We start from the raw sequence: 14,398 nt of genomic DNA, 5'->3' as shown, positions 1-14,398 counted from the left end.
GCACGCACACGCCGCTGGCAGCGGCGCGCACGCGGCTGCTATTCGCCGACGAGCAGGGCGCGGTGTGCGGTCCAGAGCCAGCGCAGGTAGTCGCGCAGTCGCTGCGGGGTCGCGACCCACCCCTCGTCGGCGTAGCGCAGCAGCCGCCCGACCTCGCCGGCCACCAGGTCGTAGCCGGCCGCGCCGGTCTCCGGGACCGGCTCGTGCGGAGCGACCGCGACCGGCAGCGGGACCATCGGGAGCCGCAGCCCGGCGGCGTCCGCGGCCCGCAGCACCGTCAGATAGACCCGGACCAGGTGGTACGGGGAGACGACGAGCGCGACGCTGCCGATGCCCAGGGCGTGGACCCGGTCGACGATCCAGGCGGCCTGCCGGCCGGTGTCGGTGGCCGGCTCGGTCTGGAGCACGACGCCGTCGACCCGGCGCAGGCCGAGGTCGCGCAGCCGGTCCAGCGTCAGCGGCCGGTGGGTCCGCTCGGCCGGGTTGGTGCCGGCCACCAGCAGGTGACGCAGCGACGGGCCGGCCTCCCAGGCGCGGATCGCGTCGGTGAGCCGCCAGTCCTCGCCCTGCCCGGTGGGCACGACCAGCGCGTCCACCCGCTCGGCGGCCCGACCGGGGATGGTGAGGATCATCGTGACCGCCTCCAGCACCGCCAGGAAACGGTGGGGCGGGACGTCCGCGAACGCCTCCGCCCGGACGATCCGCGGCAGCGCGCCGTACGGGCGGGACACACTCGTCACGCACGCGATCTTGCCATCTCCGCGGCGCCGGTGGGCGTGTCCGAGCCGGTCCCTCACCTAGGATGGCGGCATGAGCGCTGAGGCCGTCGGCATGCACATGCCCGCCGTCGTGACGCTCGACGACGTGGCGACGATGAACGCCGCCGACCCGAACGGTCACCGCTACGAGACCAGCCCCGAGACGGTCCTGTCGGTCATGCCGCCGCCCGACTCGGAGCACGCGATCATCGCGAGCCGCCTCTTCGCCTGGCTGATCAGGGCGGGCTGGCCGCCCGAGCAGGTGCTCCAGGCGGTCGGCGTACGGGTGCCCGGCCGCAACGGCGACGGCGGGCGGATCCCCGACCTGAGCGTGTGGTGCAAGCCGCCCGGGCGTGGCGTCTGGTCGACCGTGGCCGACCTCGTGCTGGCCGTCGAGATCGTCTCACCCGGTTCGGAGGCGATGGATTCGGTGACCAAGGTCCGGGAATATGCCTCGGCCGGCATCCCGCGCTACTGGGTCGTGGATCGCGACGGCGCGCAGACCGTGACGCTGCACGAGCTGACCGGCGACGGCCGGTACGCCGAACACGCCCGGATGCCACTGGCCTGGCTGTTGCAGACCGCGCCGGCCGACCACCTCGACCGGTGAACGACGAGGGGCCCCGCCGAACCGGCGGGGCCCCTCGTCGTGCGCGGGATCGCTCAGGCGAGCGTCTTCAGGTAGTCGGGGTTGGCCTTCAGCCACTCCTCGACCGCCTTCTCCTCGTCGCCCTTGTGGACGTTGAACATCAGGTCCTCCAGCGAGGCGAGCTGGTCACCATCCATCTTGAACTTCTTCAGCATGTCGGTGACCTCGGGGAAGTCCTCGCCGAAGCCCAGCCGGCCGAACGTGTTGATCTGCTCGGCCTGGCCGAGGGTGCCCTTCGGGTCGGCCAGGTCCTTCAGCTCGTACTTGGCGTAGGCCCAGTGCGGGTGCCAGAGCGTGACCACGATCGGCTTCTTGTCCGCGATCGCGCCGTCGAGCGCGGCCAGCATGGCCGGGGTGGACGACGTCTTCAGCTTCATCGCGCCGTCCAGGCCGTACTGCGGCAGCACCTGCTCCTGGGTGGCCTTGGTGAGGCCGGCGCCGGGCTCGATGCCGATGATCTCGCCGCCGAACGTGTCGGCCTTGCCGGCCAGGTCCTCCAGCGACTCGACGCCCTCGACGTACTCGGGCACCGCGATGCTGAGGCTGGCGTCGTCGTGCCAGACGCCCAGCTTCTCCAGCTTGTCGCCGTACTTCTCCATGTAGGAGGCGTGGGTCAGCGGGAGCCAACCGTCCAGGAACAGGTCGATGTCGCCGTTGGCGAGACCGCCGTAGACGAGGCCGGCCTCCAGGTTCTTGAGCTGGACCTCGTAGCCCTTCTCCTTGAGGATGTTCTGCCACAGGTGGGAGGCGGCGATCGCCTCGTCCCAGGCCATGTAACCGATGGTGATCTTCTTGTCGCCACCGGATCCGGACGCGCCGTCGGACTCGTCGCCGCAGGCGGTCGCGCCGCCGAGGGCCAGGGCGGCGGTCACCGCCAGCGCGAGAACGCGCTTCATCGTCGTCAACACAGAACTTCCTTTCCTTGCGGGGTTGCCGGTGGTTCCGCGTGGGCGGAACCAGGGGTGCCGGCGGGGAGGGCGACCGGTCAGGCCGCCTCGCGCGCCAGGCGCTGGGCCCGGGCGGAGGGGAACCGGTCGCCCGCGGAGTCGGTGAGCCGGTCGAGCACGACGGCGAGGACCACGACGGCGATCCCGCCCTCGAACCCGGCGCCCACCTCGACCTGGGACAGCGCGAAAATGATCACGTCGCCGAGGCCGCCGGCGCCGACCATGCCGGCGATGACCACCATGGACAGGGACAGCATGATCACCTGGTTGACGCCGGTCATGATGGTCGGCAGCGCCAGCGGCACCTTCGTGCGCAGCAGCACCATCCACGGCGGCGCGCCGAAGGACTCGGCGGCCTGCACGATCTCCTTGTCGACCTGGCGCAGGCCCAGCTCGGTCAGGCGTACGCCCGGGGGCATGCTGAACACCACCGTGGCCAGCACGCCCGGCACGGTGCCGATGCCGAAGAAGAACAGCGCCGGGAGCAGGTAGACGAACGCGGGCATGGTCTGCATGAAGTCCAGCACCGGCCGGGCCACCGCGGACGCCCGCCTGTTCTCGGCCACGAAGACGCCCAGCGGGATCGCCAGCAGCAGGGCGAGCAGGCTGGCCACGAGCACCTGCGCGAGCGTGCTCATGGTCTCCTCCCAGTAGGGCATGCCGGCCACCAGCAGGAGGCCGACGGCCGCGCCGAGGGCGAACTTCCAGCCGCGCAGCCACCAGCCGAGCCCGGCCAGCACCGCCACGACCGCCACCGCGGGTACGCCGTTGAGCAACTGTTCGAGCGGGCCGACGAGTCCCTCGACCACGGCCGTGACGGCGTCGAAGAGCGGGCCGAGGGTGCGGGTGGCCCAGTCGACGCCGGCCTCGATCCACTCGCCGAGCGGCACCCGGGGCAGCGCGGCGTCGAGCGGGAATTCGCGCAGGCTCATGCCGGGATCTCCTCTTCGGCGGTCGGCTCGTCCGGTGTCGTGCTGGCCAGGGCGCTGAGCAGCGTGATCCGGGGGATCACCCCGGCCAGTCGGCCCCGGTCGTCCAGGACCGCCACCGGGTGCTGGCTCTCCGCGCAGTCGGCGAAGAGGTCGGCGACCGAGGTGTCCTCGGCGACGGTGCGGACCCGCTCGGTCGAGACGTACCCGTCGAGGGTGGTCCGGTTCTCGCGCAGCGCGCGCAGCACCTCGTCCTCGGTCACCGTGCCGAGGAACCGCTTGCCCGGGCCGGTCACGTAGACCACCGAGGTCTGGGTCTCCCGCAGCGCCTTGGCGGCGACCCGCGGGCCGGCGCTGACGTCGAGAACCTGGTGCGGCTTCTCCATCACCGAGGCGGCGGTGAGGATGCGGCTGCGGTCCACGTCGGCCACGAACTGCGCCACGTACCCGTTGGCCGGGTCGGTGAGGATCTCCTCGGCCGTGCCGATCTGGACGATCCGGCCGTCCCGCATCACCGCGATCCGGTCACCGAGGCGCATCGCCTCGTTCAGGTCGTGGGTGATGAAGATGATCGTCTTGCCCAGCTCGGCCTGGAGCTCCAGGAGCTGGTCCTGGATCTCCCGCCGGATGAGCGGGTCGAGCGCCGAGAACGCCTCGTCCATGAGCAGGATGTCGGTGCCGGCCGCGAGCGCGCGGGCCAGGCCGACGCGCTGCCGCATGCCGCCGGAGAGGTCGTGCGGGAGGTGGTCCGCCCACTCGGTCAGGCCCACCATGCGCAGCGCGTCCATCGCGCGCTCGCGCCGTTCGGCCTTGGGGCGGCCGGCGACCTCGAGCGCGTACCCGGCGTTTTCCGCCACCGTGCGGTGCGGCATGAGCGCGAAGTGCTGGAAGACCATGCTGATCTTGTCCCGGCGCAGCTTGCGCAGGGCGGCGGGCTTGAGCGAGGTCAGGTCGACGTCGTCCACCCGCACGGTGCCCGCGGTGGGCCGGAGCAGGCCGTTGAGCATCCGGATGAGGGTCGACTTCCCGGAGCCGGACAGGCCCATCACGACGAAGATCTCGCCGGGGCGTACGTCGAAGGTCGCGTCGATGACGGCGGCCGTGGCCGACAGGCCGGCCAGGGCCTCGGCGCGTGGCGCGCCGTCCGCCAGGCGTCTTACCGCTTCGTCAGCTCGGTTCCCGAATATTTTGTAGAGCGACTGCACTGCGAGCGCGGACACGATCCCCTCTCCGACGCCGGCCGTCGGCGGGGTGTGCCGGCGGGGCGGTCTTCGGTCTCGTCCGTGATATCAACATCGGTCACGTACGGCGGGCCATGAGGGCCGGCACGGAAACCTACCGACGTCATCGCGATTAATCCAACCGAGGCTGCGGGGAATGTGGACCACCACACAAATGCCGGCGGTCGAATTCGGTCGCCCGGAACATCGGGTACACGCGCGCATCGTGCCTGAGTACGGCGTTTCTGCTGGTGGGAGGGCGCTACTTCCGGGTTATGGGCGCGGACCGCCGCATATGAAGAAAGTGATAGAGAATCGTCACGTGATTGTCATATCCGCCCGGCTGCGTCGCGGGTTTCCGGTCGGCGTCGTCGTCCCATTACCAAATGGAACGGTGACGATTTCCGTCGACGCGGCCCGCGCCGGGTCACCCGGCGCGACCGGGTCCGTGCGCTTGCCGAGCGCAACCTGAAGGGCGTCCGCCGGGCGGCCACCGCGATCACGCTGCCGGACCTGCCGGCCCGCGCGACCTGAGATCAGGACCCGGCGGTCCTATGCTCGGGGAATGGAACTTCGGATCTTCACCGAGCCTCAGCAGGGGGCCAGCTACGACGAGCTGCTCGCCGTGGCGCGCCGGGCGGAGGAGACGGGCTTCGCCGCGTTCTTCCGCTCCGACCACTACCTGAAGATGGGCTCGGTGAGCGGTGACCCCGGCCCCACCGACGCCTGGACCACGCTCGCCGGCCTGGCCCGCGACACCACCCGGATCCGGCTCGGCACGCTGATGAGCGCCGCCACCTTCCGGCTGCCCGGCCCGCTGGCCATCACCGTGGCGCAGGTCGACCAGATGAGCGGCGGCCGGGTCGAGCTGGGCATCGGCGCCGGCTGGTACGCCGAGGAGCACACCGCGTACGGCATCCCGTTCCCGTCCGTGGGTGAGCGGTTCGACCGGCTGGAGGAGCAGCTCGCGGTCATCACCGGGCTCTGGTCCACGCCGGCCGGATCCACGTTCGACTTCCCCGGCAAGTACTACCCGGTCAGCGACTCACCGGCGCTGCCCAAGCCGGTGCAGCGGCCCCGCCCGCCGATCCTGCTCGGCGGCATGGGCCCGAAGCGCACCCCCCGCCTGGCCGCCCGCTACGCCGACGAGTTCAACCTGCCGTTCGTCTCCGTCGAGGACACCACGGCGCAGTTCCAACGGGTGCGGGACGCCTGCGCCGAGATCGACCGGGACCCGTCCACCATGATCTGGTCCAACGCGCTCGTGCTCTGCTGCGGCCGGGACGACGCCGAGGTGGCCCGCCGCGCCGAGGCGATCGGCCGGGACGCCGCCGAGCTGCGCGCCCACGGCGCCGCCGGCACGCCCGCCGAGGTGGTGGACACGCTCGGCCGGTACGCCGAGGCGGGCAGCGCCCGGGCCTACCTCCAGGTGCTCGACCTGGCCGACCTGGACCACCTGGAGCTGGTCGCCGCCGAGGTGATGCCGCAGCTCTGAGCGGGCCTACGCCCGCCGGACGGTGTCGAGCCGGCCGTCCCGGTCGCGGTCCAGGTACACCACGTCCGGGACGCCGTCGCCGTCGATGTCGACCTGCACCACGTCGGCCACCCCGTCACCGTCCAGGTCGGTCACCACTTCGACGGAGCCGTCCAGGTGCCGGGTCACGATGGACCGGCCCCGCCCGTCGCGCGGCGGCGGCCCCGGGTGCGGCGTCGGGGCCGGCTCGGGCTCCGGCGTCGGCACCGGCGCGGTCCGGTCCGGCCCGGCCCCGGCGCTGGTCCCGGCCCTGGCCCGGTCCGGTTCGGCCCCGGTCTCGTCCGGGTCGACGCCGGTCGGGTCGATCTCCTCCTCCGACGGGTACACGTCACCGTGGAGGCTCGGGTCGCGGTAGCTGCTCATCCGCGCAGGATTCCCGCTTCGACCCCGGAGCAACCCTGCCCGCCCGCGATGGCGGATGATGCAGCGCATGACCGACACCAACTGGGCCGGCAACGTCCGCTGGTCGGCCCGGACCCGGCACCGGCCCACCTCCCTGGACGAGCTGCGCCGGCTGGTCGCCGACGCGGACCGGGTCCGGGCCGTCGGCACCGGCCACTCGTTCAACCGGCTCGGCGACACCACGGGCACGCAGATCGCGCTCGGCGGGCTGCCGCCCACCGTCGCGCTCGACCCGGACCGCGGCACCGTCACCGTCGCCGCCGGACTGCGCTACGGCGACCTGGCCACCGCGCTCCAGGCCAAGGGGTACGCGCTGGCGAACCTCGCCTCGCTGCCGCACATCTCGGTGGCCGGTTCGGTCGCCACCGCCACCCACGGCTCCGGCGTCGCCAACCGCAACCTGGCCGCCGCCGTGGCCGCCCTGGAACTGGTCACCGCCGACGGTGACCTGCGCACCGTCGACCGGACCGACCCGGCCTTCGCCGGTCTGGTGGTCAACCTCGGCGCGTTGGGCGTGGTCACCCGGCTCACGCTCGACGTGGTCCCCACGTTCGAGATCCGGCAGTACGTCCGGCTCGGCCTGCCCCGCGCCGCCCTCGACGAGGCGCTCGGCGCCGCGTACAGCGTCAGCGTCTTCACCGACTGGCGGTCGGAGCGCTTCGACCAGGTGTGGATCAAGCAGTACGCCGACCAGGCGCCGCCGCCCGCCGACTGGCTGGACACCGTCGCCGCCGGGACGCCGCAGCACCCGGTGCCCGGTATGTCGCCGGAGCACTGCACCGCCCAGTTCGGCGAGCCCGGGCCGTGGCACGAGCGGCTGCCGCACTTCCGGCTCGGCTTCACCCCGAGCAGCGGCGACGAACTCCAGTCCGAGTGGCACGTGGCCCGCGCCGACGCGGCGGTGGCGCTCACCGCGCTCGACCCGGTCGCCGAGCGGATCGCCGCCGTCCTCCAGATCTGCGAGCTGCGGACGGTGGCCGCCGACGAGCTGTGGCTGAGCCCGAACTTCCGCCGGGACACGCTGGCGCTGCACTTCACCTGGATCGGCGACCCGGTGGCGGTCGCGCCCGTGCTGGCGGAGGTGGAGCAGCGGCTCGCCCCGTTCGCGCCGCGCCCGCACTGGGGCAAGCTGTTCGACCGCGATCCGGCCGCCGCGTACCCCCGGCACGCCGACTTCGCCGCGCTGCTGCGTGAGTTCGACCCGGCCGGGAAGTTCCGCACCGACGAGCTGGACCGCTACTTCCCCCGCGACTGAGGTCCGGCCGTCACGTTCCGGCGCGGCCGAGGTGGGGCCGCCGCGTTCGGGCGCGGCCGAGGCGCGGCCGTCGCGTTGCGGCGCGGGGTCAGCGGCCGGCGGGCGCCTGCGCGCGCATGCTGCCGCGCTGCACCGCGCGGCTGATGTCGCTCGGTGAGACGATCCCGACCAACCGGTCGTCGACCACCACGAGGGCCCGGCCGTCGGTGCACTCGTTGAGCCGGGGGAGCAGGTCGGTGAGCTGCTCGTCCGGGCGGGCCAGCACCAGTTCGTCGGCCCGGCAGGACACCTCGGCCAGGGTGGTCGACGGGCGGCGGTCCGTCGCGACGCCGCGTACCCGGTCGAGCGTGACCAGGCCGACCGGCCGGTCGTTCTCGGTCAGCGGCAACGCCGAGTGCCGGTACGCGAAGAGGTAGTGGTCGACGAAGTCGGCCACGGTCAGGTCGCCGGACGCGGTCTGCGGCTGCGGGGTCATCACGTCCCCGACCCGGATGCCGCGCAGCGCGTCACCCATCCGCGCCTGCCGCTCCTCCATGCCGGCCGCGCCGATCAGGAACCAGCCGATCAGCGCCAGCCAGAGCCCGCCGAAGCCGGCGCCGGACAGGAACCGCCACAACCCGAGGCCGATCAGCACGATGCCCAGCACCCGGCCGGCGCCGGCGGCCACCACCGACGCCCGGGTCCGGTCGCCGGTGGCCTTCCACACCGCCGCGCGCAGCAGCCGCCCGCCGTCCAGCGGTGCGGCCGGCAGCACGTTGAAGAGCGCCAGCAGCACGTTGATGCCGGCCAGCCAGGACAGCGCGCCGAGCAGCAGGCCGTGCCCGCCGGCCACCGCGACCGCCACCGCGATCGCGCCGAACACCACGCCGATGACCAGGCTGACAAGCGGCCCGACGCCGGCGATCCGCAGCTCGGCGCCCGGATCCTTCGCCTCGCCCTTCAACTCGGCGACGCCGCCGAAGAGCCAGAGCGTGATCCCCTCGACCTCGATGCCGTTGCGCTTGGCCACCACCGCGTGCGACACCTCGTGGGCGAGCAGGCCGAGGAAGAAGACCACCGCGGCGGCCAGGCCGGCGGCGGCGTAGGCGACCGCGGAGTGGCCGGGGTACGAGCGCGGGAACAGGCTTGCCGACAGCGTCCAGGCGATCAGCACGAAGATGACCAGGACACTCCAGTTGACGCCGACGGGCACGCCCGCGACCTTGCCCAGCCGGAAACTCGCCCTCATCGCTCCGTGATACCCGCCCCACCCACCAACACACCAGCCCCAGCAGCCGTGTGAATGGCTTGAGATCTGTGTGCAGTCGTACGTTTCGTACGGCCTGTACAATCAGAGCATGAGTGAGCCCGCTGCCGAACTTCCGATCTCCGATGCCCGCGACAGCCTCGCGGATGTGGTGTCCCGTGCTCACTACGCCGGCCGGATCACCTACGTAACCCGTCGGGGGCAGCGCTTGGCCGCCATCGTCCCCGCCGATTTGGCCGAAGCGATCGAACGAGCAGAGGACGCTGCCGACGTCTCGGCGGCCCGCGACGCCCTCGCTCGGATCGATGCCGGCGACACCCCTGTCCCGCTCAGTGCATTGCGTGACGAGCTGGGCCTGTGAGCGTGCCATCCGAGCAGGTCTTTACCGTGCAGATCGATCGAGCCGCGGCCAAGCTGCTGCGCAAGCTCGACAAGCCCGTACAGGCCCGCCTCGTCGCCGCTCTCGCCGGGCTGGCCACCGAGCCCCGCCCGGCTGGTGTCAAGGCGCTCACCGGTCACCCCGGCCTGCTACGGATCCGGGTCGGTGACTACCGCATCATCTACACCGTCCGCGACGGTGCGCTGGTCGTCCTCGTGATCCACCTGGGCCACCGTGGCGACGTCTACGACACGCTCTGATCGTGATATCGGCCAGATGTTGGGTCGGGGCGGCGACATCGTTCATCCGGCGGCACGGCGGGGCGACTCGCTGACGACCGTGGGGGAGAACTCGTTGGCCGCCTCGACGGCCCACTCCAGCGCGAAGTCGGCCTCCTCCTCCCAGCCCGGTTCGCCGCCGACGAAGTGCGAGCGGCCGGGGAACTCCCGGTAGCTGGTGATCGCGGTCGAGCCGCGGTAGAGGTTGGCCAGGCTGGTGGCGAGCGACGGCGGGATCACGTGGTCCTCCCCGCCGGCGGTGATCAGCAGCGGGGCGCGGTCGTCGCGCGTGCGGTCGATCTCGGTGGCCGGGTGCGGGTCGAGGTTGGCGAACGAGCCCTCGAACAGCACGTGGCCGGCGCCGGGTACGGCGTACCGCTCCCAGGCGGCGTCCGACTCCGCCCGGGTGAGCGTGTTGCCGAAGGCGTACCGGAAGTCCTCGGCGGTGAACGGCACCGCGCGGTGCCGGTTGGCCGGGTTGTGCAGGATGGAGAACCCGGAGCGCAGCGTGCTCAGCGGCAGCTTGAGCACGCCCTTGACCGGCGCGGGGTGCACGCCGACGACTGCCGCGCCGAGCCGGCGGTCCAGCAGCAACTGGGCGACCAGGCCGCCGAACGAGTGCCCCATGACGATCGGCGGGCGGGGCAGCTCCCGGATGATCGCCGCGTAGTGGTCGACGATGTCGGTGATCCGCTGGCCGGCGATCGGCGCGGGGTCGGCCCGCAGCTCCGCCGGCTCGCGGTCCATGCCCGGCCAGGCCGGGGTGAGCACCCGGAAGCCGCGCGCCGCGTAGCGGTCGGCCCAGTGCTCCCAGCTCCGTGAGGTCATCCAGAGACCGTGGATGAGCACGATCGTGTCGACACGTCCGGTCGGTACGCCCATGGCGCGGGTTACCCGGCCCGGCGGCCCTCACTCCCGACCGGCGCCTTGGCGGCCAGCCCGTCGATCAGCAGGTCCAGGCCGAAGCCGAAGCGCTCGTCGCCAGCGCCGGCCATCAGCTCGTCCAGGTGGCCCAGGACGCGCGGGTACGTCGACGCCGACAGGCCCTCGTAGTAGGCCCGGAGCTGTCGGTGCAGGTTGGCCCACCAGGTCGTCGGGTCCTGCCCGGCGGCGCGGGCCTTCTCCGCGTAGAGCGCGCCCTCGTAGGCGTCGCCGGCGATGTAGAGGAAGAGCCGGTCGAGGAACCAGGCCGCCCGCTGGGGCGGTACGCCGCCGGCGAGCAGGATCTCCAGCATCCCCTCGGTGACGCGCAGCGCGTTCGGGCCGGTGGGGATGGTGGCGAGCGAGGCGAGCGCCAGGTTGGTGTGGGTGGCGTAGACGCGGTACGCCGCCCAGGCCACCTCACGGATCTGCTCGGCCCACCGGGTCGGGTCCGGCGCCGGGACCACGATGTCGGCGCTGGCCCGGTCGACGAGCAGTTCGAGCAACTCCTCCTTGCCGGAGACGTGGGCGTAGAGCGACGCCGGCCCGGTGCCCAGCTCCTGGGCCACCCGCCGCATGCTCAGCGCCCCCAGGCCCTCCCGGCTGATCAGGGCGAGCGCGGCGTCCACCACGGCCTGCTGGCTGAGCGGCTGGCGGGGGGCCGGCCGGCTGCGGGCGCGGGTGCGCCAGGGCGGGGCGGGCTGGTCGCTCACGGGCACCTCCGGCGGTCGGGACTCGAACATCGTACTTGCTGCGAACGCCGTTCGTTGCTAGAACAGTGTTCGACAACGAACACTGTTCGACCGATCGGGGGAGTCATGACCACTGAAACCGTGACGCCGGAGCGGGCGGGGACGCCCGGCACCGGTCACCGCTGGCGCTGGATCGCGCTCGCGGTGATCCTCAGCGCCGAGGTGATGGACCTGCTGGACGTGCTGGTCACCAACCTCGCCGGCCCGGCCATCCGGGCCGATCTCGGCGGGGCGCCCGCCCTGATCCAGTGGCTCGGCGCCGGCTACACGCTGGCCATGGCCGTCGGCCTGGTCACCGGCGGCCGGCTCGGCGACCTTTACGGCCGCCGCCGCATGTTCCTGGTGGGGGTGCTCGGATTCACCGCCGCCTCGGCCCTGTGCGCGCTCGCCGCCGGCCCGGGCACGCTGATCACCGCCCGCGTCGTGCAGGGCCTCTTCGGCGCCCTGCTCCTCCCGCAGGGGCTCGGCCTGATCAAGGAGATGTTCTCGGGCGAGGAACTGGCCGCCGCGTTCGGCGCGTTCGGCCCGGTGATGGGGCTCTCCGCCGTCGGTGGCCCGATCCTCGCCGGCTGGCTCGTCGACGCCGACCTGGCCGGCACCGGCTGGCGGGCCATCTTCCTGATCAACGTGCCGCTCGGCCTGCTCGCCGCGCTCGGCGCGCTCTGCCTCCTGCCCGAGTCCCGGGCGTCCCGGGCCACCCGGCTCGACCTGCCCGGCGTGCTGCTCGTCTCGCTCGGCGCGGTGCTGCTCGTCTACCCGCTGGTGCAGGGCCGCGAACTGGGCTGGCCCGGCTGGACGCTCGCCATGCCGGTCGGCGCGGCGCTGGTCTTCGCGGTCTTCGTCCGCTACGAGAGGGCCCGGCAGCGCGCGGGCCGTGACCCGTTGGTCGTGCCGACGCTGTTCCGCCGTCGCGCCTTCACCGGCGGCCTGGTCGCCGGCCTGGCGTTCTTCACCGCGCTCACCGGCTTCTCGCTGGTCTTCAGCCTCTATCTCCAGCTCGGCCTGGGCTGGTCACCGCTGCGCACCGGCCTGGCCTCGGTGCCGCAGGCGCTCGGCATGGTGCTCGCGTTCGCGCTGGCCGGCATGGGCCTCGCCCGGCGTCTCGGCCGGCGGCTGATCCACCTCGGCCTCGTGGTGGTGCTGGCCGGCGTCGCCGGGATGCTGCTCACCCTGCGCCTGGTCGGTGACGACGTCACCCCGTGGCGGCTGGTGCCCGCGCTGCTGGCGGTCGGCCTCGGGATGGGGCTGGTGATGGCGCCCTTCTTCGACATCGTGCTCTCCGGCGTGGACGAGGAGGAGACCGGCTCGGCCTCCGGCACGCTCACCGCCGTCCAGCAACTCGGCGGCGCGCTCGGGGTGGCGCTCCTGGGCACCATCTTCTTCGACGCCGCGTCGGGCGGTGTCGGGCACGCGGTGCGGGTCACGCTCGTCGCGGAGCTGGGCCTGGTGCTGGTCACCGTGGCCGGCGCGTTCCTGCTGCCCCGCCGAGCCCGCGAGGAGATGTAAGGAAGGGGCCCTTGTTAACGGATCCGGTAGAGGAAGGGGCCCCGCTTAACTGGTTCGGTTCGCACTCAGCGAGAACTAACCAAGGGTTGTGCCGGGCGGCCGTTTTGACGCGGTGGGGGCCACATCAGTGAGATCCGGGAGGCCGCCGCTCTTGAGCCACGCGGCGAACTCGCGGCGCATCTCCAAGGCCCTCGCGGCCCGGACCGCGTTGGCGGAGGTGTCATGCCCGGCTGCCTGAGTTGGCCGGGTGTGTGGCTCGCCGTTCGAGTCGAAATCGGTGGAAGTCATGCGCTGATCCTTCTCTCACCACACCGCGCCGGCGCGTGTCAGTCGACAGAACGTTCCTGCTGGAGAGCGCGAAGGAAGCTCCGCCACGCCTGCCCGTCGAAGAGGAGGACTGGGCCGTGCGCGTTCTTACTGTCCCGCACGCCGACCTGGCCGGAGAGGCGGTCGGCGACCTCGACGCAGTCGCCGGAGCCGTTGCTGCGGGTGCTCTTCCGCCAGATCGTCGCGGCCTGGTTGGTCTCGTCCACCCGGGTCGTCTCCTCAGAGCTGGTTGATCGCCTCCCGGATCAGGTCGCGCGACCTGCGGGCACCGGCTGCTGTGGCGACCAGATGCTCGAAGACTCGCGTGTATTCCCTGACCTGTTGGCCCTCCAGGTAGAGGCTACCCGCGCGGGTCTCGACGTAGACGACGCCCGGATCGGCCGGCTCCGGGAAGGCGAGCAGGCTGAAGGCGCTCCCCATCGAGCCGTACTCACCGGCCGCGAACGTCAGGATCTGCACGGTGTTGCCGGGACGGTCGGCTTCCTCGGCCAGCCGGTGCAGCTGCGCCTTGAACGTTGCCGCGCCGCCGACCGGCCGTCGCAGGACGGCTTCATCCAGCACTACCCACAGGTTCGGCGGCGACTCGTTGGACTGGCGGCGCATCCGCAGCTCGACGCGACGCTCAATCTCGTTGTCGGGCGAGTCCGGGTGCTCGGCCCGGACGACCGCGCGGGCGTAGTCGGCGGTCTGGAGCAGACCGGGGATGAGCTGAGGCTGGAATGCGCGGATCTCTGACGCCTCGGCCTCCAGTCCGACGTAGACCTCGAACCAGTCCGGCAGGACGTCGTCGTATGCCTGCCACCAGCCGCGCTTGCGGGCGTCCCGCGCCACCTGCACGAGCGCATCGATCTCGTCGCCCTCCACGCCGTAGAGGTCGAGGAGACCTCGCGCCACGGGCGGCATCACGGAGACCTGGGCGTTCTCGATGCGGCTCAGGGCGGACTTCGAGATGCCGACCTCTTTTGCCGCCTGGTCGGCCGTCATCCCCGTCTGCTCACGAAGTCGACGGAGGGCGGCGGCGAGTCGTCGGCGACGGACGGTCGGACTTCCGGTCATGCCGACCAGTGTGGAGTGTCCGGGCGTGATGCGCAACGACCCTGTCCCAAATCGGGAGTTGCGTAAGGGGATTGAACCGTGCACGATGAGTGAGGACTTTCTCCCCTTGGGTGACTGGAGGAGTAGGTCCGAAATTGCCCTGCTGCCGTACCGCCGAGGAAGGCTGCGGTGGCAGGTGCCGGGCGGGTCCGCAGGTGCGGGGCGGGTCGGCGGACCCGCCCTTCCATTGGCGAATCTCG

General features: G+C 72.3%; 16 protein-coding genes. 6 read left to right on the top strand and 10 right to left on the bottom strand.

Annotated features, from left to right (window positions below):
- Positions 1-38: 38 nt before the first annotated feature.
- Positions 39-740, bottom strand: coding sequence for an ElyC/SanA/YdcF family protein (locus O7619_RS25965; protein ID WP_282283970.1), 702 nt, complete (start codon positions 738-740; stop codon positions 39-41).
- Between the two features lie 70 nt (positions 741-810).
- Between O7619_RS25965 and O7619_RS25960 the strand changes: the two genes are divergently transcribed.
- A complete protein-coding gene (locus O7619_RS25960) occupies positions 811-1,368 on the top strand; it encodes a Uma2 family endonuclease (protein WP_282283969.1) in 558 nt (185 codons plus the stop codon).
- 53 nt (positions 1,369-1,421) lie between these two features.
- Here the strand turns inward: O7619_RS25960 and O7619_RS25955 are convergent, their stop codons facing one another.
- The 3 genes from O7619_RS25955 to O7619_RS25945 form a co-directional block, all read right to left on the bottom strand.
- Entirely contained in the window at positions 1,422-2,303 is an 882-nt protein-coding gene (locus O7619_RS25955; RefSeq protein WP_282283968.1) for a glycine betaine ABC transporter substrate-binding protein, read from the bottom strand.
- Between the two features lie 89 nt (positions 2,304-2,392).
- The gene (locus O7619_RS25950) at positions 2,393-3,286 is read right to left on the bottom strand and encodes an ABC transporter permease subunit (protein ID WP_282283966.1); all 894 of its coding nucleotides are present in this window, start codon (positions 3,284-3,286) and stop codon (positions 2,393-2,395) included.
- On the bottom strand, positions 3,283-4,503 hold the full coding sequence (locus O7619_RS25945) for a glycine betaine/L-proline ABC transporter ATP-binding protein (protein ID WP_282283964.1): 1,221 nt from the start codon (positions 4,501-4,503) through the stop codon (positions 3,283-3,285). The genes O7619_RS25950 and O7619_RS25945 overlap by 4 nt, the downstream gene beginning before the upstream one ends.
- 565 nt (positions 4,504-5,068) lie before the next feature.
- On the opposite strand from O7619_RS25945, the gene O7619_RS25940 reads away from it, so the two are divergent.
- Entirely contained in the window at positions 5,069-5,998 is a 930-nt protein-coding gene (locus O7619_RS25940; RefSeq protein WP_282283962.1) for an LLM class F420-dependent oxidoreductase, read from the top strand.
- 6 nt (positions 5,999-6,004) lie between these two features.
- Here O7619_RS25940 and O7619_RS25935 read toward each other — a convergent pair whose 3' ends face one another.
- Positions 6,005-6,400 (bottom strand): hypothetical protein, encoded by a 396-nt coding sequence (locus O7619_RS25935; RefSeq protein ID WP_282283961.1) that lies wholly within the window; start codon positions 6,398-6,400, stop codon positions 6,005-6,007.
- 67 nt (positions 6,401-6,467) lie between these two features.
- Between O7619_RS25935 and O7619_RS25930 the strand changes: the two genes are divergently transcribed.
- Positions 6,468-7,694, top strand: a complete 1,227-nt coding sequence (locus tag O7619_RS25930) for an FAD-binding protein (protein WP_282283960.1) — start codon at positions 6,468-6,470, stop codon at positions 7,692-7,694.
- 88 nt (positions 7,695-7,782) lie between these two features.
- Here O7619_RS25930 and O7619_RS25925 read toward each other — a convergent pair whose 3' ends face one another.
- Complete coding sequence (locus O7619_RS25925) at positions 7,783-8,922, bottom strand: site-2 protease family protein (protein ID WP_282283959.1); 1,140 nt, start codon at positions 8,920-8,922, stop codon at positions 7,783-7,785.
- A gap of 109 nt (positions 8,923-9,031) precedes the next feature.
- On the opposite strand from O7619_RS25925, the gene O7619_RS25920 reads away from it, so the two are divergent.
- Both O7619_RS25920 and O7619_RS25915 read left to right on the top strand, forming a co-directional pair.
- Positions 9,032-9,301 carry a type II toxin-antitoxin system prevent-host-death family antitoxin gene (locus tag O7619_RS25920; RefSeq protein WP_282283957.1) on the top strand — a complete coding sequence of 90 codons (270 nt, stop codon included), beginning with the start codon at positions 9,032-9,034 and terminating at the stop codon, positions 9,299-9,301.
- Positions 9,302-9,327: 26 nt separating this feature from the next.
- Complete coding sequence (locus O7619_RS25915; protein WP_282283955.1) at positions 9,328-9,579, top strand: type II toxin-antitoxin system RelE/ParE family toxin; 252 nt, start codon at positions 9,328-9,330, stop codon at positions 9,577-9,579.
- A gap of 42 nt (positions 9,580-9,621) precedes the next feature.
- Here the strand turns inward: O7619_RS25915 and O7619_RS25910 are convergent, their stop codons facing one another.
- Both O7619_RS25910 and O7619_RS25905 read right to left on the bottom strand, forming a co-directional pair.
- The gene (locus O7619_RS25910) at positions 9,622-10,479 is read right to left on the bottom strand and encodes an alpha/beta fold hydrolase (RefSeq protein WP_282283954.1); all 858 of its coding nucleotides are present in this window, start codon (positions 10,477-10,479) and stop codon (positions 9,622-9,624) included.
- 8 nt (positions 10,480-10,487) lie between these two features.
- Entirely contained in the window at positions 10,488-11,231 is a 744-nt protein-coding gene (locus tag O7619_RS25905) for a TetR/AcrR family transcriptional regulator (protein WP_282283953.1), read from the bottom strand.
- A gap of 105 nt (positions 11,232-11,336) precedes the next feature.
- Here O7619_RS25905 and O7619_RS25900 point away from each other — a divergent pair, with 105 nt between their 5' ends.
- On the top strand, positions 11,337-12,776 hold the full coding sequence (locus O7619_RS25900) for an MFS transporter (protein WP_282283952.1): 1,440 nt from the start codon (positions 11,337-11,339) through the stop codon (positions 12,774-12,776).
- A gap of 326 nt (positions 12,777-13,102) precedes the next feature.
- On the opposite strand, the gene O7619_RS25895 is transcribed toward O7619_RS25900, so the two are convergent.
- Together O7619_RS25895 and O7619_RS25890 are read right to left on the bottom strand one after the other, a co-directional pair.
- On the bottom strand, positions 13,103-13,309 hold the full coding sequence (locus O7619_RS25895; protein WP_282283951.1) for a DUF397 domain-containing protein: 207 nt from the start codon (positions 13,307-13,309) through the stop codon (positions 13,103-13,105).
- A 13-nt stretch (positions 13,310-13,322) separates the two neighbouring features.
- Positions 13,323-14,159, bottom strand: coding sequence for a helix-turn-helix transcriptional regulator (locus O7619_RS25890; protein ID WP_282283950.1), 837 nt, complete (start codon positions 14,157-14,159; stop codon positions 13,323-13,325).
- Positions 14,160-14,398: the final 239 nt, after the last annotated feature.

It is taken from the genome of Micromonospora sp. WMMD998 (genome assembly GCF_029581235.1).
GTDB lineage: Bacteria > Actinomycetota > Actinomycetes > Mycobacteriales > Micromonosporaceae > Micromonospora.
The sequence above is the reverse complement of the archived record's forward strand: the minus strand, read 5'-3'. Positions and strand labels throughout refer to the sequence as shown.